This window comes from Exiguobacterium sp. UBA7533, from assembly GCF_002479335.1.
Lineage (GTDB): Bacteria > Bacillota > Bacilli > Exiguobacteriales > Exiguobacteriaceae > Exiguobacterium_A.
In genome coordinates, this window is sequence record NZ_DLMP01000014.1 from 111,009 (window position 1) to 131,819 (window position 20,811).

Here is a 20,811-nt window from a genome sequence, read left to right on the forward strand (position 1 = left end):
CTCTGAATAGGTCTGTCTACCTTTTCCCCTCTAATTGAACAATCATTCCTTGTTTCATAACATCCATAAAAATACACTAAAAATATAAATTTGGATTATAATGGATTTATAAAAAGGAGGGCTTTTGATGTCACTTCGCAAACGACTCGTAATTGGTATCGGATTGATTTTGCTGATATTAGGGATCAGTAAGCCGCTGACGGAAGCGGCTTTTCAAGCATTGAAGCCACAAGCGATAAAGATGTCAGGAGTCGAAATGAACGGATCGTGTAAACCGAACTGCAAGAACAACGGCAAGCTGTTAAACATTCCATTTCTTTCGTGGTTGCCTAAAAAGCAGACGAAGAATGACGAAGATTTACGTGTTTGGGACACGAATGAAAAGCCCAAAAAGCAGAAAGACCTCAAACCGAAAAAGAATAAGCTCATCGTTGTAGGGGTTGAAAATGCTAAGCGAGGTATGAATGAAAAAGGGGAATCGTCCTCATCGATGTTACTGATGAGTCTGATTGTTCTACCTCTATTCATCATAAGCTATATCGTTTGGCGGAAACGTCGAAAGACCAAGAAACAAGATGAAGTATGGATAAGAACTGATATTCCGTTGCAGTCTTCAGACAACGATTATGTTTCGATCGAGAAACAAATCGATCTGCCAGATGCCTGGATTCGTAAACAACTCATCCAGTTCAATCAGATACTCCCGACCCGCTTACGGCGACATGATACAGAAACACTTCAGGAATGGTGCCTGCGTATCGGATTCCAACCGTCACATGTCCTAATAAAAGCCTATCTCTTAGAACGCTATACAGACCGAGCTACTACGATATCGGAGATGGACAAGCAAACGATTCAGGGGGAATTTGGAGCCTTCGTCCATCAGTTTGATTGAAACCTTTTGAAAGGAATGACGTAAATGGAATAGGAAAGGGGAGTTGATGATGTACCTAGCAGATGCCGTGAAATTAAAGAGTATTCTGAGGAAACAGCTTGATCAGCTGATTGAAGAAATGGAGCGCGTAGCGTTCATTGATTTAGAAAAGGGAGAAGCACTCCCCGCACAACAAGGCCGGAGCTTAACCGACGTCGAAGCCGCCATGGACATCGTGCGTCATGATATGCGAGTCTTGGATCGTCTCGTCTATGCGGCGAATCTAGAAACTGTCATCGTGACGGACGAAGGAGAAATGCCGCTCGTCGAAGCAATCGAGTGGGCGACCCAATTGCGGGCAAAGGCACAAAATTATCAGATGCTCGCAAGTCGACCAAAACGCGAGTTCCAATACGGATTTGAAGGGACGACGATCATTCGTCATGCCTTATTCGATCCAGATGCCTATCGCTTAAAAGCGGAGGAAGTGGAACGGCAAGCACACAAAGTATCGAATGCGATCAATGCCGCGAACTATCAAACGACAATTGACTTTGATGGTGGACGTTATATGTAACTCCTTGACGTGGTGAGACTCCACGTCAAGGAGAGGGGACGGACCTCAATTTTCCTCTGTGGAGAAGAGATGGCGACGGCAAACCGATGACCATGAACCATTGACAGACTGACCTGTTACCTTTGACCACCTATGGAACGCTGATATTTTTTTCCGTCCCCGCTCCCTGTCGTTTCTTTGAGAAACGACAGGGATTTTTAGTGTGTCGATGGAAACAACAGGGTATAGAGAAGCACAAGAGAAAGGAGAGACATCATGAAACACACTTTTTCAGCATTCGTCGTACGAGAGGTGGATGGGAACTATGAAGGGAAGGTTGAGGCGAAACAAGTCGATGATTTACCGGAAGGAGACGTCTTAATTCGTGTCACGCATTCCTGTGTCAATTATAAGGATGCCTTATCGATGTCGGGTAATCGAGGGGTGACGAAATCCTATCCGCACACACCAGGCGTTGACGCAGCAGGATATATCGAACAAACGACAGATGCACGGTTTCAAACCGGTCAAGCGGTCGTCGTCAATGGCTTTGATTTTGGAATGAATACCTCGGGTGGATTTCAAGAATACATACGTGTACCAGCCGATTGGGTGACGCCACTTCCAGAATCCATTCGTCCATTAGAAGCGATGCGACATGGAACGGCAGGATTGACAGCAGCGCAATCAGTCGATGAACTATCACGAATTGTCTCAAAGGAGACAGGACCCATCCTTGTGACTGGAGCGACAGGAGGTGTCGGTACGATTGCGATCGCCTTACTGATTCGATTAGGCTATACAGTACACGCCGTAACCGGGAAACGAGTAGAACAAGAACGATTACTTAAAAAAGGTGTGGCGGAGGTATTAGACCGCACTACGTTCTTAGAAGAAACAGACCGTCCATTAAAAAAAGGAACGTATGCAGGTGTCATTGATACGGTAGGGGGTCCATTGCTCGCATCCGTCATTCGCTTCGTACAGTATGGTGGTGTCGTGACGACGTGTGGTAACGTCGGTGGGGCAGAGATGACGCTGACAGTCTATCCCTTCATCCTGCGTGGCATTCGTTTGATCGGAATCGATGCGGTACAAACACCAATTGCATATCGAGAGATCTTATGGCAACGGCTGGCGGATGAGTGGCGTGTCGATCTTGAACCAGAAGTCGACGTCAAAACACTGAACGACTTACCTAAAATTGCAGAAGCTCTGCTGACTTCTCGTCATCGTGGTCGAACTGTCATCGAAATTTAAATATTTCGAGTAAACATTGGTGGTATAGTGGGGAAAAACTGTGTCGACTTTTCAGGAGGAACCATACATGAGTGAACACCAACAAGAACGACAGTCTCGACAAGAACGACGGAAACAGAAACGTAATCGCCGAGGGATTGCGTTTGGCGGTATTTTAGCAACGCTATTCATCGTAGGTGGCTGGTTGTATATGTTGACGAATAACGATGCCTCTCAAGCAACATCGACGCTTGAGAAGCCGAAAACGACGGATCAAGCAACGAAAAACGAAAAGTCGAAGAAAGAGGCAGCCTCGACAAAGGATCCAAAAGAAGCGAAAAAAGAGAAGAAGAAATCAAAGAAAAAGGCGGCAGAGTATGCGCAAGCAGCTTGGGTGACACGTCCGTTCGCGAACGTCTATCGCGATGCAAGTCGAAGTAGTGTCATTTATAAAGCAGATTTAGGTGATGTCTATGAGGTATTGGATGCAAAAGACGGAATGGTCCACTTGAAACTAAACGATAGTATCGAAGGGTATTTGCCTGAGACCGATGTCCGATTAGAAGCACCAAAAGGAACATCAGATAAAGCAGTCCTTACGGCACTCTCGCAAGCAGTTGCCAACCAACCGATTGATAAGCCGGAGCAGTATCTCGGAAAACCAATTGCTGAGTTCGAAGCAAAATATGGTGCTGTTGGTAATACGCAACAGGACGCGGTCAATACGTATTACTTCTCAAACGCCGGATACCTGCTCGTCGTCTCGGACGGAATCATTGAAGCGATCGACTGGACGAATGCCTCAACGAACGCCTTGTCAACGCTCGGTGAACCTGTCGTCGATACGAGCTACGGGACATGGTACGAGGGAGAATCTTTACAATTGAAAGTATTCCCGGACAACGGAAAGATGCGCTTACGTCTTGCCCGTGATCCTGGACAAGACTAATGGAAAGACGGATTTGCTCCAAGCGAATCCGTCTTTTTTGCGCATAAAAAAACCTCCCGAGTCCGACACTCGGGAGGAAATATGAAAATCCTTTGGGAGGAGATTTTCTTAGTAGACGCCTACTGCATCAAATGATTTCGCTGCAGCTGTTGCTTCTGCACTTGTTGAACCGTAAAGGTCTTTCGCCGATTGAACGACTGCTGCGCGAAGTGCGCTGAAGTTCGAGTTCGGAGTCAAATAGACGCTAAGAGCACGGTAGTAGATTGCTCCAAGTTTCGGTACGCCGACACCTGTGACAGTCACGTTGTAATGAGTTCCACCATTACCGAGAAGGTAAGCAGCTTTGTTGACGATACCAGAGTTCGTGTGGACACCACCGTTATCTTGTGTACCTGTGTAGCGTTTTGAGTAGTGATCCGGATCGCCGTAAGCAGCTGGGTTCGACATTGAACGGAGTGCGTCACCGCTGACACCAGGAGTGTAGATGTCTTCTCCTACGAGCCAGTCGAAGTTCGAACCGACTGAGTATTCAGCAACCGTACCCATGATATCCGAAACAGCTTCGTTGATTGCACCTGATTCGTTTTGGTAAACGAGACCAGCTGTGTATTCTGTGACAGCGTGTGTCAATTCATGCGCTACGACGTCAAGTGCGCCTGAGAGGTATGTGAACGTTGAACCGTCTCCGTCACCGTAGACCATCTTCGTTCCATCCCAGAATGCATTGTTATAGCTTGTTGAATAGTGGACAGATGAGTTTAAGGCAGCGCCTGCGTTGTCATAACTGTTGCGACCATATGTGTTTTTGTAGAAATCATATGTTTTCGCAGCGTTGACATGTGCGCTGACAGCAGCGCGGTCATATGTCGTATTGAACTGGTTATCGAGGTCAGACCAGAGTGTTCCTGGAAGTGTGTTGCGGTTCTTCGCATCATATGTGTAGATGCCTTTACCGCGAGTTGAATCTTGAAGATAGTAGTACGAGCCACTCTTCACTGTATTAAATGATGCGCTCGTGCCAAGAACTGTTGTTCCTGTACCGACTGCATTTGTTCCCGTAACTGTGTTGACTGGCTTCGCATGTGCTAGTTGGTCGAACTTGTTAAGTACTTTACCTGAGTTTGCATCAATGAAATATGTCCAGCGTGATGGTTCTTTACCAGCGAGGACTGTCGATGTCACTTTATACGCATAGACTGCATCATTTTTAACAGGATAGATGACGAGTTCTGCTTTTGGAGCGACTTCGAATTCAGAAGCCTTGATTGCTTTTTGGTATAACTTGATTGCTTTCTTTTCAGAAAGAGTTGCTTTTTTCGCGAGACCTGGTTTTCCTTTGACGTTGATCGCATCGTTTACGATTGCTTTCAAAGTACCGTCTTTCGCGACGTTCCCGACGACGACACTACCAAAGACAGGGACGCCATCCACTTCTTGTTGGAGACGTACGATTTGTGAAGATCCGTCTTTTTCGACATTCTGAACAGCAAAGTCACCTTTTTTGTTCACGAAATCTTTAACGATTGTTGCAGCTGGTTCTGACGAAGCTTTCGTGAGTTTACCAGCTTGAAGACCTTCTGCACCTACGACCGTAGGAACAACAAGTACACTTGCGACAAGCGATGTAGCGAGAAACTTTTTCAAAATAAATCGCCTCCTTGTTTGGGTTGAGTCTAACTATGCCAAAGAATTAAGAAAGCGAGAATAAGTCATTCGAATTAAATCGAATTTTCTGAATATAGTCCGTAGTACCTGTACTGAATTATTAAGTATGAAAGATATTTCAACGCAAAAAAAAAAAGAACCATTCAAGCGAATGGTTCAACGAATCCGTTGGTAGAGATGGTGGACATCATCTCGTGTCTCATCAATCTTAAAGTCATTAGGATCAAGTTCAATCCCTTGTTTCGAGGCAAAACGTTGAATTTTTTCGAAGGACTTCCAAATTTCGATATCAGGTCCTTCATGTTTCCAAAAAATATAACGTGCAGCAGGAATACGGTGACCTTTCATTCCTTTTGGAATATCGTCGAGTGACGAGACCGGATACCCGACACATTGCGAGTATTTGGTTCCGTTTCGTTCGAGTGAGATATCGAGCGGATAGCTATCTGGTTTTGCAGGAATCTCATGTGAGCGTCTTGAAAATTCACGCCAGAGTTCCGGCATTAACGTATGCAATTCGTTTTCTTCACATGTTAGTCCAAGACCAACAAAATAAAATTCATGACGTTCCACGATTTTAGGATGCATGAGAAACTCCTTTCCGTACTTACGACACGTCTTCAATCGGCGAACGTTTCAAGTCTAGAAAAAGACGCGTAAAGGTGGCGTCCCATTGTGTACCCATGCCCTCTTCTAAAATGGATAAAGCTTTTTCCACTGGCATTCCCTTACGATAAGGACGGTCAGATGTCATCGCATCGTAGGCATCAGCAATCGCCATGATCCGACCGAAGAGTGGGATGTCCTCTCCTGCGAGTCCTTCCGGATACCCCTTTCCGTCATAGCGTTCGTGATGGTACTTTACCCCAGGAAGAATTGGTTGTAACGTCTTTGGCAGCTGAACTTGGGATAGAATATGCACACCGATGACAGGGTGTTGCTGAATGATCTGGAACTCTTCGTCAGTCAGGCGACCTTCTTTTAATAACACATCGTCACGAATGCCGATTTTTCCGATATCGTGCAACAAAGCTGATTTGCGTAACAGCTCGATTTGTTCATACGGCAGGTTGGCAGCCGTAGCGATTTCCACTGAATAAGCAGCGACACGAAGCGAGTGTCCTGCCGTATAAGGATCCCGGGCATCAAGTGTTGCGGCAAATAACGTAAACAGACTGTCCAGCAATTGCTCATTCTGTTCATCGCGTTTTTTGATTCCTTCCATCATCAGATTAAAACCAGAGACGAGGTGCGAGAATTCATCAGAATACGGATTTGGTAACGAGACGAGACGATTGTTTTCGACATCTTGAATACCTTGTTGAAGAATCGCAATCGGTTTTCGAATGTTCTCATAAAGAAGAAGACTACAAAACGTCGCGACGGACAAGATGACGATCAGAATAAGCGTCGACCAGCTCCAATAAGAGCGGAGGCTTTCATTTTCCGTTAACTGAACGGCTGAGGCGAGCACGAACAACATGATCGGAAAAACACCGATAATCAATGTGCTGATCAGCATTTTTTGCTTTAACGTGACGACCGTCGTTTTTCTTGGAACATCAAAGCCATGTTCGAAGGCATACTTCTCTAACGTGAGGAGCATATGCTCCGTAACGCGGTAGGTTAGAAAAAATTCAATCAGACCGTGTAAAATCGCGACGAGAACAGCACCAAAACAGGCGAGACCAATCAAGTAGTACGGCATCTTTAACCACTCTTGAGAGATTGCGAGTGCTGTCAGGAGTGATGCGGGAACTGAGAGACCTAAGAAGTGTGGTCCCATGATGCGTTGAACAGTCAGAACCGGAAAGTGATGGGTTGTTTGATAAGCCTCTTGGAAAGAGGCGAGTGAAGGAATCTCGTTTTGGAAGAAGCGTCGTAAGGCACCGATGTGCCGAGAATAAAGCATATATTCGAGTAAAACCATCAGACTGACAGATAAACCCATGATACCCATTAAAATCAACTGTTCATTCCTCGTGAAAGTAAGGGTCTCAAAAATAAACAGACACCCGACGCCGAACACCGCGATGAATGAACCGAGCAGATAGTTTCTTAGTAAGTGGCGTTCAAAACGTTGTAAAGCGCTCATTGTATCCTCCCTTTAGTGAATTAGAGTGCTTTCAGCGTACCGTTTTCTAAAACGGTGGAAGGATGTTTTTTTGAAAAAAAGGTGAAAGAATCTTTTGAAAATCTTTTGAAATTAATACTCAAAAATAGGTATGGTCATAAAGCACTAATTATCTTAAAAAAGATTGATTAAGGAAGTAAAATAAACTAAGATTTGAATATTCAGAAAAGTATAGTAATCTTTTACTTTTCACTACTACATAGGGGGTCAATTCACGTGGGAAAAAAGAAACAGCTTAGCTTAGCCGTACTGTCTGGAATTACGGCAGCTGCTTTTGCTGTCGGTCCGGTCTTACCTGGTGGGCAGGTAAAATCCGTACAAGCAGCAGAAAAAGCAGCCTCTGGTGCACCAATGGATTTAAGCACAGTCGATCAAGACAGATTGTTGAAAGTCTTGGAAAAACGTGGGGTCGTTTCAAAAGCCGCTTCCGTAGAAGCGAAGCAAAAAGCAGTCCAAAAGTATCTTGACCAAAAGGCGAACGGAAAACCAGCTCCTGATCATGCGCATGCATCGGGTAAAGAAGCAGCCTTCGACAAGAAAACAAAGGATTTCTTGACGAAGCAAAAGGAGAAGTTAGCAAAACAGCTGGACAAAAAGCATGATAACTACAAAAAAGGCAATCCGAACGGCTTCGTCAAAGTAGACAAAGCTAAGCAAGCAAAGTATAACGGTACGACACGGACGGACAAGGTATTGGTACTGCTTGTCGAGTACAGTGACTTCGCGCACAATAACGTCGTTCAAGAGCCAGGTTATATGTACGCTAAAGACTTTAACCAAAAGCATTATCAAGATTTGATGTTCGGGGATAAAGAATTTGAACTGTTCAACGGAGAAAAGGTTAAAACGTTCAAGCAGTATTATGAAGAACAATCGGGTGGAAGCTATTCGGTCGATGGAACGGTTTCGAACTGGTTAAAAGTTCCGGGAACAGCTAAGGATTATGGTGCTGATAGTCCAAAAGGCGGAAATGATAACTTGCCAGGAGCAAAAGGGCCGCGTGGACTCGTCAAGGATGCCTTGAATGCTGCCGTCAAGGCAGGCATCAATTTAGCTGAGTACGATCAGTTCGACCAGTATGACTTAGATGGCGACGGTAACTTAAATGAACCAGATGGTCTCGTTGATCACTTGATGATCATTCACGCAGGAACGGGGCAAGAAGCGGGTGGCGGTAAATTAGGGGATGACGCAATCTGGTCGCACCGCTGGACGCTCGATAGCGTTTATCCAGTCGAAAACACGACATCAAACGTTCCGACACGCTGGGGTGGGAAGATGGCAGCTTACGACTATACGATTCAACCTGAGGACGGCGCAGTCGGAGTCTTCGCGCACGAATTCGGACATGACCTCGGACTTCCCGATGAATACGATACGCAATACACAGGTCAAGGGGAGCCAGTCGCTTCTTGGTCCATCATGAGTGGTGGTAGCTGGAATGGTAAAATTGCCGGAACAGAGCCGACGAGCTTCTCTCCGCAAAACAAGGAATTCTTCCAGACAGTCATGGGCGGAAACTGGGCAAACATCCAAACAATCGATTTTGATTCGCTCACGAAAGCTGGAACAGCTTCGTACCTCGATCAGAGTGTCACGAAATCAAAAAATCCAGGGATCATCAAAGTCAATCTTCCACAAAAGCCAGTGAAAGGAATTGCTCCAGCGTTCGGCAAGAAGTACTACTACAGTACAAAAGGGAACGATCTTCATACATCGATGACGTCTCCTGAATTTGATCTGACGAATGCTAAACAAGCAAAATTTGACTTTAAAGCGTACTATGACGTTGAATTCAACTACGATTTCCTGACAGTCACTGCTACAGCCGATGGCCAGTCAAAAGTACTGGAAACGATCGGTAAAAAGGACACGGATGGCGATGAGCGAGCCGATTCTACTAAAGGCGCATGGGTAGATAAATCATACGACCTCAGTGAATTTGCTGGTAAAAAAGTCACGCTGAAATTTGAATATGTCACTGACGCAGGACTCGCGCTTGATGGTTTCGCGCTCGATAATGCTACGCTGACAGTCGATGGTAAAGTCGTCTTTGAAGATGATGCCGAGGGAACACCTAAATTCAAATTAGATGGTTTCGTCGCATCGAACGGCTTCACGTATGCAGATAACGCGTACTACCTTGAATGGCGCAACTATGCAGGTTCGGACAAAGCGCTCGAACATGCACGAGGTGTGAAGTACAACACAGGCCTTGTCGTTTGGTATGGTGATTCTAGCTTTGACGACAACTGGGTCGGTAAGCACCCAGGTGAAGGATTCCTCGGTGTCGTTGATTCGCATCCGGAAGCGATCGTCGGCACGTTGAAAGGACAACCGACGGTTAAGGACAGCACACGTTACCAAATCGCAGATGCTGCTTTCAGTTATGATAAAGCACCTGCATGGCTCATCGATTCGCCATCACGTGGACTTTACGACTATAAAGGTCTTCCAGGTGTGACGAAGTTTGATGATTCAAAATCGTATATCAACCAGTTGATTCCGGATGCAGGGAAATTGCTTCCGAACAATGGATTGAAAATTCAAGTCATCGGTGAAGCAAAAGATAACTCTGCTGGAGCAGTCTGGATCCACCGTTAAAAACAGAAGAACAGGTTCAGTTTCAGCTGAACCTGTTTTTTGTTTGAGTTACGTAGAAGAAGTGGAATCAATTGGAAAAACATTGGTCAGGCAACTTGACTTTTAAAGCGCATCCATTTTATACTTACGTTAGCTTAATATTGTTATTGTCATTACGGATTCACATCGTGTCACGAACAATCTTTTCGTTGCTCCATGTATTTCGGGACAATAATGAATTCCTTTCATATGCTCAGCATATGTATTAAGTAATTTATTTTTGGAGGTTGTTCCCATGAACACAGGTAAAGTAAAATGGTTTAACGCAGAAAAAGGTTTCGGTTTCATCGAAGTTGAAGGCGGAGAAGACGTATTCGTACATTTCTCAGCAATCACTGGTGAAGGCTTCAAAACACTTGACGAAGGTCAAGAAGTTGAGTTCGAAATCACTGAAGGCGCACGTGGAGCACAAGCTGCTAACGTCGTAAAACTTTAATTTCAACTATTCAATCGTCCCTTTTCGGAGGGGCGGTTTTTTATTAGACTAATATCTTGAATTCAAGATATTAGTGCGTTATACTTCAATTACCAAATCATTTACAGGGAGTGACGAAGATGGAGCTACTTGGAATTCATCATGTATCAATCTTAACAGGCATGGCAGAGCGAAATTATCAATTTTATACGAAAGTACTCGGAATGCGTTTGATTAAAAAAACAGTCAATCAAGATGACACGACATCGTATCATTTGTTTTATGGAGATGCGGAAGGGAATCCTGGAACAGATTTGACGTTTTTCGATATTCCACATCTTGGAACGGGTGTACCAGGAGCATCGAGTATTTCTTCGACATCTCTTCGTGTCAAAACAACAGCCGCTCTTCAATTTTGGAAAAAACGGTTTGAGGAAAAGGACGTTGAGCATGACGAAATTATTGAGCGTGCTGGACGACAGACACTGGCGTTTCGTGATCAGGAAGGAACGCGTTTGATTCTTGTCGCGGAAGATGGCGAAGTAGGTGTCGCAGGCGGTGTCCCATGGCCGCAAGAAGAGATTCCTTCTGAACATGCCATCGTTGGACTTGGAGCCGTGACATTGACGGTTAACGATCCGACACTAACGGTCCGCGTGCTGACGGAAGTGATGGGTTTCCGGAACGTTGGTCGCTATCCTTCACTAGCAGGTGACTTTGCTCCAATCGAAGTCTATGCGACAGGAGAAGGGGGAATCGGAGCAGAAGTCCACGTCGAAGCGCGTCCAGACCTTGATCGGGAACGTTTAGGTCGTGGTGGTGTGCACCATGTCGCGTTCCGTGTACCGAACAGTGAGGAGTACGAGAAGTGGGTCGAACGTCTGAATGCTTATCACTTACCGAACTCCGGTAAAGTCGATCGTCACTATTTCCAAGCCCTTTACTTCCGGGAACCGAATCATATCTTATTTGAACTCTCGACAGATACACCAGGATTTGCGACGGATGAGTCGGTTGAAACATTAGGGGAGACACTTGCGTTACCTCCGTTTCTTGAGCCAAAACGAGCTGCCATCGAAGCTCGGTTACGACCACTCGAAATCTGACAATCCTGTGACACAGGTCACAGATGGATCGTCCATCCCGTATACTAAGAGCAGGAATCAGGAAAAAGGAGTGACGGGATGTTAAGAACTACGCTTGGGCAATTCCGGATGATTGCGATATTAGAAGGAATTTCGTTTTTAGTCTTACTGTTGATTGCGATGCCGTTGAAATATATGGCGGACATTCCACAAGCAGTTTCGGTCGTTGGTGCACTTCACGGTGTCTTATTCGTCATGTACGCGATCTGGCTCGCCGTTGTGAAATTCAAATACGATTGGTCGATCATCAAGGCGGGTATTGCGTTCATCGCATCATTCATCCCGTTCGGCACGTTCATACTCGATCGGAAGTTAAAACAGGAAGCAACAAACGCGTAAATTGTGTATACTGAATAGAGCACGGCTGTGGATAACTGTTTTTGTCTATGCGAAGCAGGTTATCCACAGCTTTTTTCTGTGGATAATTTTTAGGAGGATATATTATGTCAACATTTGAAACATTACACATCAGTGACCTGTGGATAAAAAAATTACAAAAACAAGGCATCAAGGAGCCGACACCGATTCAAGAACAAGCGATTCCATCATTACTTGACGGACGCGACTTGATTGGACAGGCACAAACCGGAACAGGAAAAACACTAGCGTTCCTCTTACCGATTCTTGAGCAAATCGATGTCGAATCGCAAACGGTCCAAGCATTGATCGTCGCACCGACTCGCGAACTCGCGCGTCAAATCGCAGATGAGACCCATAAGCTGATTCGCAATACGGAACAGTACCGTGCTCTTGCAGTATATGGCGGGCAAGACGTCTTTAAACAGATTCAACGACTCGGACGGATGCCACAAATCATCATCGGAACACCAGGACGGATTCTCGATCATGTCGGTCGCGGCACACTAGACTTAAGCGAATTACGTACACTCGTCTTAGATGAGGCGGACCAAATGCTTCAAATCGGTTTCTTGCCAGAAATTGAAGATATCATCGAGGCAGCACCTGTTGATCGCCAGTTCGTCATGTTATCAGCAACGATGCCACCTAAAGTAGAGGAACTGGCGAAAACGTATTTGCGTAACCCAGTCGAAGTGCAGGTAGAAGCGGAAAGCATCACTGTAGAAGCGATCGAGCAGTTCGTCGTCGAGACGACGGATCGTCGCAAGCAGGCGACACTACGGACGATGCTTGACGAGATGCGTCCATATGCAGCCATCATTTTCTGCCGTACGCAACGTCGTGTCAGTAAATTAAACGAAGAAATGCAGATGCAAGGGTATCCGACGGATGAACTGCATGGTGGGTTGACGCAAGGGAAACGAGAAAAGGCAATGGCGAAGTTCTATCAAGGAAAAACACAATTCCTGATTGCAACAGACGTCGCTTCCCGTGGTCTCGATGTGACAGGTGTGACACACGTCTTCAACTACGATTTACCGGACGATGCCGAAAGTTATGTTCACCGGATCGGTCGGACAGGACGTGCTGGGAACGATGGAATTGCCGTCTCGATCGTGACGCCGAAAGATGGTCGGACGTTCCGTGATATGGAACGTGAATTGAACATCTCGGTCACGCCAATCGTCGTCGAATTGTCTGAAGAGGCGATTCGCGCACAGCACGACCAGAGTAAAGGATCACGGAAGACGACAGAAGGACGTGGAAACACACGTCGTTCGAATAACCGTCGCCCGGGACGCGCACATCGTAAATAAACAGAAACAAGATAAAAGAGCCGGTCCATTTTCTCTGAAAAAGAGAAAATGAACCGGCTCTTTTTTATTTAGCATATACCATCTGACCACCAAGATGACCGGTATAAGCAAGTAATCCGCTACCGACGATGGCAACGACAAAACTGAGTAATAAAAACATTTTTTTGTTTGAGCGGTAACCCAATAACAAAAATAACAGCGAGACACCAAAGGCAACAAGGCTGAACAACGCGAAATGCTCATGATTTTCGATAGCAGCATGGGTAACGCTACTTAAGTTCGCTTCCGCATACTCTTCTGCTCCGTCTCCAGACAAATAGGCGGCGACCCCAGAAATCAGACCAACGACTAGCGTAAAGAGGGCGAACAATTTGAATTGCGTCCATTTCAGACTGACGAGTAACAATAACGTTGCGAATAATAAAAGTGCGATCGGTGCATGGACAAGAAGTGGATGAAGCGGTACGTTTCCCAACATATCAAAGACCTCCTTAGATAAGTATGATAAAGAATAATTTCACTTTACCCTGCTTATCTGACAGCTAACTGACACCGTTTTAAAGAGTTGGGAAATGAATGATGAAGCGTGTGCCTTCACCTGATGTTGAATCAATAGAAATCGTACCGCCATGTTGATCGACAATCGATTGAGCAATCGATAAGCCGAGGCCCGTACCTGTTCCGTGACGTGAATGATCCCCCCGGTAAAAACGCTCGAATATTTTAGTTTGTTGATCGGAGGCGATACCGATCCCACAGTCCTGTATCGTCAACTGGCGTTCTGTAGTAGTTTCTTCGAGGGAGACATCAATGACTTTATCGCTGTAGACAAGAGCATTCTCAAGAAAGACCGTCAATAAGCGATTCAATTGATGGGCATCCCCTTTCATGTGTAAGTCAGGCGCGATCGAAGCGTGGATGATGCGATCCGAGTAGGCATGCTGAAAACGTTCGACGGTCTTTTGAACGAGTGAACTAAGGTCAACTTCCTGTTTCGGTGAAAGTTGTCCTTCTCGCGCAAGCAATAGTAAATCAGAGACTAAATACTGCATGCTTGCCGTTTCTGCTTTGATATCCTCTAGAATCGTTCGTCCTTCATTCGAAAGTGATTCCGCTTCTAGCAATTCAATCCCGCTGTAGACGATTGTCAAAGGTGTCCGTAGTTCATGTGAAGCATCGGACGTAAAACGACGTTGGCGATCGAATGCTTGTTGCACCGGTATGACGGCTCGACCAGCAAGGATGTATCCGACTAGTGTCAGGACAATCGTTGCGAGAACCGCAATCCCCGCAAGAACGGCAATCAATCGCTGTAAGGTATCTTCTGTCGGAGAGATGTCCTTCATCAGCAGTAGTCGTCCTTCTTCGGTACTCCGTTGATACAGTAAGAAGTGTCGATCATCCCAGTCCACTTGTTTCGTCGTATCATCTGACCTTAAAAAACGACGCAGTGTTTTGGACTCGACGTCTGGCGGCAGACTTTCATAGCGTTCGTTTCCTGAATCATCGAGTAACTGAAAGTAGATCGGATTTTGGATGAATTGAGCTTCTCCGTGCTCGATCCGTTCGAAGATATCGCGATCAGATATGCCCTTCAATTGATTCAATTCCATTCGATTCAGCAATTGAGCGTTCGTGACATACACACCAATCAGGATGAGCACTAGTACAAAAAAGAACGAACCACTGAATAATAACGTCAGTCGTTTTCGAATCGAGTCAAGCATGTGGATCACCTAATCGATAACCGAATCCGCGAACTGTCCTGATCAAATTAGGAGCACCGACCGCATCTAGTTTTTTTCGAACAAGTCGGACGAGCGCATCGAGCGCGTTATCCGTAATATCCGCACCGATGCCCCACACGACTTCGATGATTAATTCACGACTCATCACCTGTTCAGGTCGTCTTAGGAGCAAAGAAAGGAATTCGAATTCACGTCGTGTTAAATCAATCGGATGGTGTTCATAGGAAATCGTTTGTGAGGACAGATCAAGGACTAGTCCATTGAAGGTGACCGTCGACACGAATGCCTTTTGTTGACGACGACTGAGCGCGCGCAGTCGTGCCAAAAGTTCATTTGATTGAAACGGTTTGACGAGATAGTCATCCGCTCCACTATCAAGACCATGGACGAGATCAATTTCCGTATCGCGAGCAGTCAGCATCAAGATGCCGCCTTCAAACTGTTCTTGGCGTAAAGTAGCGGCGACTTCGACTCCGCTCTTGCGAGGCATCATCCAATCGAGAACGAGTAAGTCATAGCGATACGTCTGACATTGGAGGAGCGCCTCCACTCCATCACGTGCAACATCTACCTGATATCCTGCCCGCTCCAAATGAAGGCGTAACATCTTCGCAAGACGCTGATCATCTTCTGCTACCAAAACGCGCATGCACATCGCTCCTCTTTTTTTCTCATTATCCCATAGTTGCCGTCAGTTAGTTGTCAGTTTTTTTCGATACAGTAAACGTAACAAGAAGGGAGAGGAAACAGATGAAACCAAAACCATTTGCGAAATGGCTCGTCGGGCTTAGTAGTTCCGTCTTCATCGGACTTGCGATTGGTCAGTTGAGTGTCAGTTCGAGCGATTCCTCGACGACACCTGTTTCGACAGGCGATACGTATTCGAATGATACGACATTACCATCCCAAGGAAATCAATATAGCGATGATGAAGACGAATATGGAGAAGATGATGGATATTACGAAGATGATGATGGTCAATGGCAGGACGACGAATCGTCTGGATTCAGTCAACCAGGTGGGTCGAGTGACGGTCAGTCCAGTCATTCGAGGTAAGGAGGAGAAAATGGAGCGACAATTGTATGCGATGCATAATCAGGTGCGATTCGTGACGGATCAGCCGATTGATGAAGCCGAGTGGGAGGAACTCATCCGTTTCTTTCATTACGTCGATCGACAGTGGTCACGCTTTGATGATCAAAGTGAGGTTAGTCGATTGAATCGTTTGCGGATCGGGGACATGATATCGGTGTCCTTACCGTTAGCCCGCTTACTGGCACGCGCCACACGATACTTCGAACAGACGGAACATTATTTTTCTCCGTTTCTGCTAGCTCAACAACAAGCTAATGGTTACCGGCAATCGTTTCCGTTCACGCAAGCCATCGCTTATGAAGAAACGGCTCCACCGGAAATCGCACCATTCATCATTGAAGGATGCGACGTGACTCGAGTCGGAGGCGGCTTTATCGATCTAGGTGGAATCGGAAAAGGTGCTGCCGCGATGATCGCGGCGCAACGCCTACGAAAAACCTGGAACCGTGGACTGATTGAAGCGGGAGGTGACGTCATCGTCTGGTCTGAGGAGAAACCATGGAATATCACAATTACGCATCCCGAGACCGAACAACGCGTCGCTGATGTGCAATTACGACAAGGTGCGATTGCGACATCGAACCGTGTCTATCGATCGTGGAAGACGGACGGACAGACGCATCATCATTTGTTAGATGGACGAACAGGGCGTCCGACGAGGAGTCCGATTCTGCAAGCGACGGCGTCTGCTCCACAACTCTATGAAGCGGAAGTCATGACAAAGCTTGCCTTTCAGATGACAGAAGCAGAACGTCAAGAAAAATTGTTTCGTTGGTTTCCAAAAGGACGATTACTGATTTTAGACACTACAGGAGAATGGCGAAGCGAACAGAAAGGAGTGAGTGAGATATGGACTGGATGAAATGGTTGTTCTCGACATGGACGATGATTCGCTTGAGTGGCTTAAGCGGACACTTCTTCATGACGATTTCAGTCCTAGCAGGATTGCTTGGTTCCTACCCGGCTCTCAAAAAGCAAAAAGCACGATTGCATCACGTGCACTTATATAGTGGTTGGGCAGGATTGCTCGCAATCGTCCTCCATGCGACGCTCATCATTGTGGATACGTACGCACCACTGACAATCTTCGAGGTCTTGATTCCAGGACAAGCTTCCTATGAACCGCTTTGGAATGCATTTGGAACGATCAGTCTCTACTTATTCGGGTTCGTTCTCGTGACTTCGGATTTCTTGAAGGAGACGCTAGGCAAGACGCTTTGGAAATTGACACACTGGCTTGTTTTACCTGCCTGGCTATTGATGACGGCACATGGTCTTTTCATCGGTACAGATACCGGAACACTATTTACGACGGTTTGGTACGCTGTCTCGACATTGACGATGTTCACACTTGTTCTGTACCGGATGCGGATCCGTCCTATGCAACGGACTCGAACTTCAGCAAAAGAGCGCTCAGTCGTACACTGAGCGCTCTTTTCATTGTCGGGCGAGCCAAGCTGTCCATTCGTTAAAGGCAGCATTCCGATTCTCAATATAGTTGTGATCACTATCGACGATCGCTTCCTCAAACGGACTGTCCGATACCAATAAGTCATGATGGAGCGCTTTAATCGATGTTTCGTCTCGTTCTGACGTCATGAGCAACATCGAGCGATCGGCTAGACGTTCTTTTAGCGTCAGTAAGTTCCAGGTCGTATGATGGTGCTTTAACTCGTCAAGTAACGCGTCAGCAGTGGCGTCATTTAGGAAAGCAGCTCCTCGCTCGAGAATACCATGAAGCACAGGCTCGTATTCCGGATGTTCGAGGACGAGCTGACCGACGAGTCCAAAATTAAACGGAGAAATCCCGACATAATGTGCAACCTCCGGTGTCTCAGCAAAAGCATGAAGACCGGCGAACCCACCCATGCTATGACCGACAACGGTAATCTGATCAGCCTTGATACCGTGTTCAGTAGTGAAAGACTTGGAGCAGACGTAACGTAAAGTTGCCGTTGCGTCTTCCAGAACATGTTGGAATCGGAAGGTTCCGGGACTTCCGATCGTTCCACGATATGACGTGACAAGCACATGGTATCCTGCGCTTTGAAGTTGTACTGCCCAGTCCATGTTTAACTGTTTCCCGGGAAATCCGTGAAAGAGGACAATTAATGGAGCATCCTCTGTATGTTCAGGTGAATAGAGGCGGGCAATCAATTGTTCCGAACCACCGCTTGGAACATGTAAATAGGATAAAGTTGCTTTTTTCGTGATCGTTTCCAAAAAAACACGCTCCTTCATAACCATTTTCTAAGTCTTAGTGTGCGTGAAGATGCACAATCATGCAATGATTAAGTGTATGAACTAAAAAGATGGGATACCCGTCTGGGCATCCCATCTTTTGTAAAGCATGGCTTAGAATACTTTTGTCGTCCATGATTCACAGTTCCATAAGTCTGTTGCAACAGCTTCATAGAATTCTGGTTCGTGTGAGATTAAGAGGACGGTTCCTTTGTACTCTTGTAACGCACGTTTTAATTCTTCTTTTGCTTCGACGTCCAAGTGGTTCGTCGGCTCATCGAGTACGAGGATGTTCGATTCCGTGTTCATCAATTTACAAAGACGGACTTTCGCTTTTTCTCCACCGCTGAGTACTTCGATTTTCGATTCGATGTGTTTCGTCATCAAACCACACTTCGCGAGCATGGCGCGGACTTGCTGTTGTGTCAGAGACGGGAACGTATTCCAGATCTCTTCGATACACGTATTCGAATTCTTCTCTTTGACTTCTTGCTCGAAGTACCCGATATGCAAGTTCTCTCCCCGCTCAACGACACCCGAGACAGCCGGGATTTCACCGAGTAAACTCTTGAGCAACGTCGATTTCCCGATTCCGTTCGCACCGTGCAAGGCGATCTTCTGTCCGCGTTCGATCGTCAAATCAAGAGGACGAGACAGTGGCTCATCGTATCCGATGACAAGACCTTTTGCTTCGAACATCAATTTACTTGGTGTCCGTGCTTGGAGGAAGTGGAACTCTGGTTTTGGCCGTTCCTGTGCGAGTTCGATGACATCCATCTTATCAAGTTTTTTCTGACGTGACATCGCCATGTTCCGTGTCGAGACACGCGCCTTGTTCCGGGCAACGAAATCCTTCAACTCAGAGATTTCCTGCTGTTGACGCTTGAATGCAGACTCAAGTTGTTTTTTCTTCGCTTCGTGGATCGTGACGAAGTTGTCGTAGTCACCGACATAACGGTTCAATTCTTGATTTTCCATATGATAAATCAAGTTGATGACGCTATTGAGGAATGGAATATCGTGCGAAATCAAGATGAATGCATTCTCATATTCATTTAAATAGCGTTTTAACCACTCGATATGCTGGACATCGAGATAGTTGGTCGGCTCATCAAGTAAAAGAATATCTGGTTTTTCAAGAAGGAGTTTCGCAAGCAGAATTTTCGTCCGTTGTCCACCACTGAGCTCCTGTACATCCCGGTCAAGTCCGATTTCATCGAGACCAAGACCGCGTGCGATTTCTTCGACTTTTGCATCAATCGTATAGAAGTCGTTATTTGTCAAAATGTCTTGCAAGACACCGACTTCTTCGAGCATTTTTTCGAGTTCTTCTGGCTCGACTTCGCCCATTTTACCGTACAAATCATTGATTTCCTGTTCGATATCGAACATGTACTGGAATGCACCTTTGAGAGCATCCCGAATCGTTAATCCTTTTTCAAGGACAGCGTGCTGGTCTAAATAGCCGACGCGAACATGCTTCGCCCATTCAACTTTCCCTTCATCCGGCTCAAGTTGCGACGTGATGATATTCATGAACGTCGATTTCCCCTCACCGTTCGCACCAACGAGACCGATGTGCTCGCCTTTTAACAGGCGGAAGGAGACATTTTCGAAAATGGCGCGGTCACCGAATCCGTGACTTAAGTTAGATACCGTTAAAATACTCATAATTGCTCCTTATTTCATGAATTCCTGTGACTTAGACGCCTGTCCGTTTTTTCTGGTTATTCGCTTTTTTCGTCTGTTGGCTCGTCAATTGTTTCGTTTGTGTTCCTTGTAAGCCAGTCGGACGTTTAGTTTGCGCTTGTTTTTTTGCTTTCAAGCGCTCGATCATTGCCTCTTGCAATGATAGTTTTTTTGGTTGTTCACTCATGTTCGTTCACCTCGATTGATTCGTTCTTACCTTCTAGTATGCCAAAAAAAACGTCTCTTGGAAATGAAGAGACTCGATTTTACATCTCAAAGTGTATCTGCAAGATAGACGACATAACAATTCCGATCGATATCAATTTCACAGCTGTCACGCTCAAAAATACCGTGTCCTTCGACTTCAATCTTGTCTTTGATCAAAAAACGCATCGCTTGGATGTGATTTGGAACCGTTGATGTCTTTAAAAGCGGTTGGGCGCTGTCGGATAGATACTGTCTGAATTCAATATGAATTTGATGCGGTGGATAAACACGTTCTTCCGTCGCACGCGGTGATGCTTTGATGTGGTCGACAATCAATTGATCGTATTCACCTGCCATTTCATTGGAACGAAGCTCGTATTGATGTCCTTCGATGATATGGAATTCGCAGAGTTGGTGGGCGATGATTTCTTCCGGTTCGATCGCATAACGATCATATTGATAGATCGGCTGGAATTCACTATTTTCTTCAACATAGTAGGCAAGTGACATGCGTAAATCCTCCTTTTCATTCTAT

Annotated in this window: 22 protein-coding genes; 12 read left to right on the plus strand and 10 right to left on the minus strand. The window is 45.9% G+C overall.

Annotated elements, in window-relative coordinates; genetic code table 11:
• The first annotated feature begins 127 nt into the window (after nucleotides 1-127).
• The 4 genes from B2U10_RS13530 (at nucleotide 128) to B2U10_RS13545 (ending at nucleotide 3,618) form a co-directional block, all read left to right on the plus strand.
• Complete coding sequence (locus B2U10_RS13530; RefSeq protein WP_290788269.1) at nucleotides 128-895, plus strand: hypothetical protein; 768 nt, start codon at nucleotides 128-130, stop codon at nucleotides 893-895.
• 49 nt (nucleotides 896-944) lie between these two features.
• A complete protein-coding gene (locus tag B2U10_RS13535) occupies nucleotides 945-1,451 on the plus strand; it encodes a hypothetical protein (RefSeq protein ID WP_035411922.1) in 507 nt (168 codons plus the stop codon).
• Nucleotides 1,452-1,706: 255 nt separating this feature from the next.
• Nucleotides 1,707-2,690, plus strand: a complete 984-nt coding sequence (locus tag B2U10_RS13540; protein ID WP_290788272.1) for a YhdH/YhfP family quinone oxidoreductase — start codon at nucleotides 1,707-1,709, stop codon at nucleotides 2,688-2,690.
• A 67-nt stretch (nucleotides 2,691-2,757) separates the two neighbouring features.
• Nucleotides 2,758-3,618, plus strand: coding sequence for a hypothetical protein (locus B2U10_RS13545; protein WP_056064797.1), 861 nt, complete (start codon nucleotides 2,758-2,760; stop codon nucleotides 3,616-3,618).
• A gap of 108 nt (nucleotides 3,619-3,726) precedes the next feature.
• Here B2U10_RS13545 and B2U10_RS13550 read toward each other — a convergent pair whose 3' ends face one another.
• The 3 genes from B2U10_RS13550 to B2U10_RS13560 all read right to left on the minus strand — a co-directional run bounded on the left by B2U10_RS13550 (nucleotide 3,727) and on the right by B2U10_RS13560 (nucleotide 7,378).
• Nucleotides 3,727-5,262 (minus strand): M4 family metallopeptidase, encoded by a 1,536-nt coding sequence (locus B2U10_RS13550; protein ID WP_290753598.1) that lies wholly within the window; start codon nucleotides 5,260-5,262, stop codon nucleotides 3,727-3,729.
• Nucleotides 5,263-5,439: 177 nt separating this feature from the next.
• Nucleotides 5,440-5,871, minus strand: coding sequence for a GyrI-like domain-containing protein (locus B2U10_RS13555; protein ID WP_290774412.1), 432 nt, complete (start codon nucleotides 5,869-5,871; stop codon nucleotides 5,440-5,442).
• Nucleotides 5,872-5,890: 19 nt separating this feature from the next.
• Nucleotides 5,891-7,378 carry an HD domain-containing phosphohydrolase gene (locus tag B2U10_RS13560; protein ID WP_290753592.1) on the minus strand — a complete coding sequence of 496 codons (1,488 nt, stop codon included), beginning with the start codon at nucleotides 7,376-7,378 and terminating at the stop codon, nucleotides 5,891-5,893.
• A 255-nt stretch (nucleotides 7,379-7,633) separates the two neighbouring features.
• Here B2U10_RS13560 and B2U10_RS13565 point away from each other — a divergent pair, with 255 nt between their 5' ends.
• The 5 genes from B2U10_RS13565 (at nucleotide 7,634) to B2U10_RS13585 (ending at nucleotide 13,296) form a co-directional block, all read left to right on the plus strand.
• The gene (locus B2U10_RS13565; RefSeq protein WP_035411939.1) at nucleotides 7,634-10,021 is read left to right on the plus strand and encodes an immune inhibitor A domain-containing protein; all 2,388 of its coding nucleotides are present in this window, start codon (nucleotides 7,634-7,636) and stop codon (nucleotides 10,019-10,021) included.
• Between the two features lie 274 nt (nucleotides 10,022-10,295).
• Nucleotides 10,296-10,496, plus strand: a complete 201-nt coding sequence (locus tag B2U10_RS13570; protein WP_023469752.1) for a cold-shock protein — start codon at nucleotides 10,296-10,298, stop codon at nucleotides 10,494-10,496.
• Nucleotides 10,497-10,615: 119 nt separating this feature from the next.
• Nucleotides 10,616-11,581: a ring-cleaving dioxygenase gene (locus tag B2U10_RS13575; RefSeq protein WP_035411942.1), complete on the plus strand. Its 966-nt coding sequence runs from the start codon at nucleotides 10,616-10,618 to the stop codon at nucleotides 11,579-11,581.
• 78 nt (nucleotides 11,582-11,659) lie between these two features.
• Nucleotides 11,660-11,959: a DUF3817 domain-containing protein gene (locus tag B2U10_RS13580; protein ID WP_035411945.1), complete on the plus strand. Its 300-nt coding sequence runs from the start codon at nucleotides 11,660-11,662 to the stop codon at nucleotides 11,957-11,959.
• A gap of 104 nt (nucleotides 11,960-12,063) precedes the next feature.
• Complete coding sequence (locus tag B2U10_RS13585; RefSeq protein WP_023469749.1) at nucleotides 12,064-13,296, plus strand: DEAD/DEAH box helicase; 1,233 nt, start codon at nucleotides 12,064-12,066, stop codon at nucleotides 13,294-13,296.
• 64 nt (nucleotides 13,297-13,360) lie between these two features.
• Here B2U10_RS13585 and B2U10_RS13590 read toward each other — a convergent pair whose 3' ends face one another.
• The 3 genes from B2U10_RS13590 to B2U10_RS13600 all read right to left on the minus strand — a co-directional run bounded on the left by B2U10_RS13590 (nucleotide 13,361) and on the right by B2U10_RS13600 (nucleotide 15,693).
• The gene (locus B2U10_RS13590) at nucleotides 13,361-13,774 is read right to left on the minus strand and encodes a DUF2231 domain-containing protein (RefSeq protein ID WP_214856704.1); all 414 of its coding nucleotides are present in this window, start codon (nucleotides 13,772-13,774) and stop codon (nucleotides 13,361-13,363) included.
• A gap of 79 nt (nucleotides 13,775-13,853) precedes the next feature.
• Nucleotides 13,854-15,023, minus strand: a complete 1,170-nt coding sequence (locus B2U10_RS13595) for a sensor histidine kinase (protein ID WP_290788276.1) — start codon at nucleotides 15,021-15,023, stop codon at nucleotides 13,854-13,856.
• Entirely contained in the window at nucleotides 15,016-15,693 is a 678-nt protein-coding gene (locus B2U10_RS13600) for a response regulator transcription factor (RefSeq protein ID WP_035411955.1), read from the minus strand. The genes B2U10_RS13595 and B2U10_RS13600 overlap by 8 nt, the downstream gene beginning before the upstream one ends.
• Before the next feature lie 101 nt (nucleotides 15,694-15,794).
• Here B2U10_RS13600 and B2U10_RS13605 point away from each other — a divergent pair, with 101 nt between their 5' ends.
• The 3 genes from B2U10_RS13605 to B2U10_RS13615 are packed head-to-tail and all read left to right on the plus strand — an operon-like array spanning nucleotide 15,795 to nucleotide 17,567.
• Nucleotides 15,795-16,100, plus strand: a complete 306-nt coding sequence (locus B2U10_RS13605) for a hypothetical protein (RefSeq protein WP_290788279.1) — start codon at nucleotides 15,795-15,797, stop codon at nucleotides 16,098-16,100.
• Between the two features lie 10 nt (nucleotides 16,101-16,110).
• The gene (locus B2U10_RS13610) at nucleotides 16,111-17,001 is read left to right on the plus strand and encodes an FAD:protein FMN transferase (RefSeq protein ID WP_290788282.1); all 891 of its coding nucleotides are present in this window, start codon (nucleotides 16,111-16,113) and stop codon (nucleotides 16,999-17,001) included.
• Complete coding sequence (locus B2U10_RS13615; protein WP_035411965.1) at nucleotides 16,989-17,567, plus strand: hypothetical protein; 579 nt, start codon at nucleotides 16,989-16,991, stop codon at nucleotides 17,565-17,567. The genes B2U10_RS13610 and B2U10_RS13615 overlap by 13 nt, the downstream gene beginning before the upstream one ends.
• Before the next feature lie 9 nt (nucleotides 17,568-17,576).
• Here the strand turns inward: B2U10_RS13615 and B2U10_RS13620 are convergent, their stop codons facing one another.
• From B2U10_RS13620 to B2U10_RS13635, 4 genes are all read right to left on the minus strand, one after another.
• Nucleotides 17,577-18,362 carry an alpha/beta hydrolase family protein gene (locus B2U10_RS13620; RefSeq protein WP_290788286.1) on the minus strand — a complete coding sequence of 262 codons (786 nt, stop codon included), beginning with the start codon at nucleotides 18,360-18,362 and terminating at the stop codon, nucleotides 17,577-17,579.
• A gap of 132 nt (nucleotides 18,363-18,494) precedes the next feature.
• Nucleotides 18,495-20,051: an ABC-F family ATP-binding cassette domain-containing protein gene (locus B2U10_RS13625; RefSeq protein ID WP_023469741.1), complete on the minus strand. Its 1,557-nt coding sequence runs from the start codon at nucleotides 20,049-20,051 to the stop codon at nucleotides 18,495-18,497.
• 31 nt (nucleotides 20,052-20,082) lie between these two features.
• A complete protein-coding gene (locus B2U10_RS13630; RefSeq protein ID WP_023469740.1) occupies nucleotides 20,083-20,256 on the minus strand; it encodes a hypothetical protein in 174 nt (57 codons plus the stop codon).
• 86 nt (nucleotides 20,257-20,342) lie between these two features.
• Nucleotides 20,343-20,786, minus strand: a complete 444-nt coding sequence (locus B2U10_RS13635; protein WP_056064819.1) for a hypothetical protein — start codon at nucleotides 20,784-20,786, stop codon at nucleotides 20,343-20,345.
• Between the last annotated feature and the right edge of the window lie 25 nt (nucleotides 20,787-20,811).

Bases quoted from the DNA above. Each gene is read 5' to 3' on its own strand.
- B2U10_RS13530 (WP_290788269.1), top strand. From the start codon at position 128: ATGTCACTTCGCAAACGACTCGTAATTGGTATCGGATTGATTTTGCTG.
- B2U10_RS13535 (WP_035411922.1), top strand. From the start codon at position 945: ATGTACCTAGCAGATGCCGTGAAATTAAAGAGTATTCTGAGGAAACAG.
- B2U10_RS13540 (WP_290788272.1), top strand. From the start codon at position 1,707: ATGAAACACACTTTTTCAGCATTCGTCGTACGAGAGGTGGATGGGAAC.
- B2U10_RS13545 (WP_056064797.1), top strand. From the start codon at position 2,758: ATGAGTGAACACCAACAAGAACGACAGTCTCGACAAGAACGACGGAAA.
- B2U10_RS13555 (WP_290774412.1), bottom strand. From the start codon at position 5,871: ATGCATCCTAAAATCGTGGAACGTCATGAATTTTATTTTGTTGGTCTT.
- B2U10_RS13560 (WP_290753592.1), bottom strand. From the start codon at position 7,378: ATGAGCGCTTTACAACGTTTTGAACGCCACTTACTAAGAAACTATCTG.
- B2U10_RS13570 (WP_023469752.1), top strand. From the start codon at position 10,296: ATGAACACAGGTAAAGTAAAATGGTTTAACGCAGAAAAAGGTTTCGGT.
- B2U10_RS13575 (WP_035411942.1), top strand. From the start codon at position 10,616: ATGGAGCTACTTGGAATTCATCATGTATCAATCTTAACAGGCATGGCA.
- B2U10_RS13580 (WP_035411945.1), top strand. From the start codon at position 11,660: ATGTTAAGAACTACGCTTGGGCAATTCCGGATGATTGCGATATTAGAA.
- B2U10_RS13585 (WP_023469749.1), top strand. From the start codon at position 12,064: ATGTCAACATTTGAAACATTACACATCAGTGACCTGTGGATAAAAAAA.
- B2U10_RS13590 (WP_214856704.1), bottom strand. From the start codon at position 13,774: ATGTTGGGAAACGTACCGCTTCATCCACTTCTTGTCCATGCACCGATC.
- B2U10_RS13595 (WP_290788276.1), bottom strand. From the start codon at position 15,023: ATGCTTGACTCGATTCGAAAACGACTGACGTTATTATTCAGTGGTTCG.
- B2U10_RS13600 (WP_035411955.1), bottom strand. From the start codon at position 15,693: ATGCGCGTTTTGGTAGCAGAAGATGATCAGCGTCTTGCGAAGATGTTA.
- B2U10_RS13605 (WP_290788279.1), top strand. From the start codon at position 15,795: ATGAAACCAAAACCATTTGCGAAATGGCTCGTCGGGCTTAGTAGTTCC.
- B2U10_RS13610 (WP_290788282.1), top strand. From the start codon at position 16,111: ATGGAGCGACAATTGTATGCGATGCATAATCAGGTGCGATTCGTGACG.
- B2U10_RS13615 (WP_035411965.1), top strand. From the start codon at position 16,989: ATGGACTGGATGAAATGGTTGTTCTCGACATGGACGATGATTCGCTTG.
- B2U10_RS13625 (WP_023469741.1), bottom strand. From the start codon at position 20,051: ATGAGTATTTTAACGGTATCTAACTTAAGTCACGGATTCGGTGACCGC.
- B2U10_RS13630 (WP_023469740.1), bottom strand. From the start codon at position 20,256: ATGAGTGAACAACCAAAAAAACTATCATTGCAAGAGGCAATGATCGAG.
- B2U10_RS13635 (WP_056064819.1), bottom strand. From the start codon at position 20,786: ATGTCACTTGCCTACTATGTTGAAGAAAATAGTGAATTCCAGCCGATC.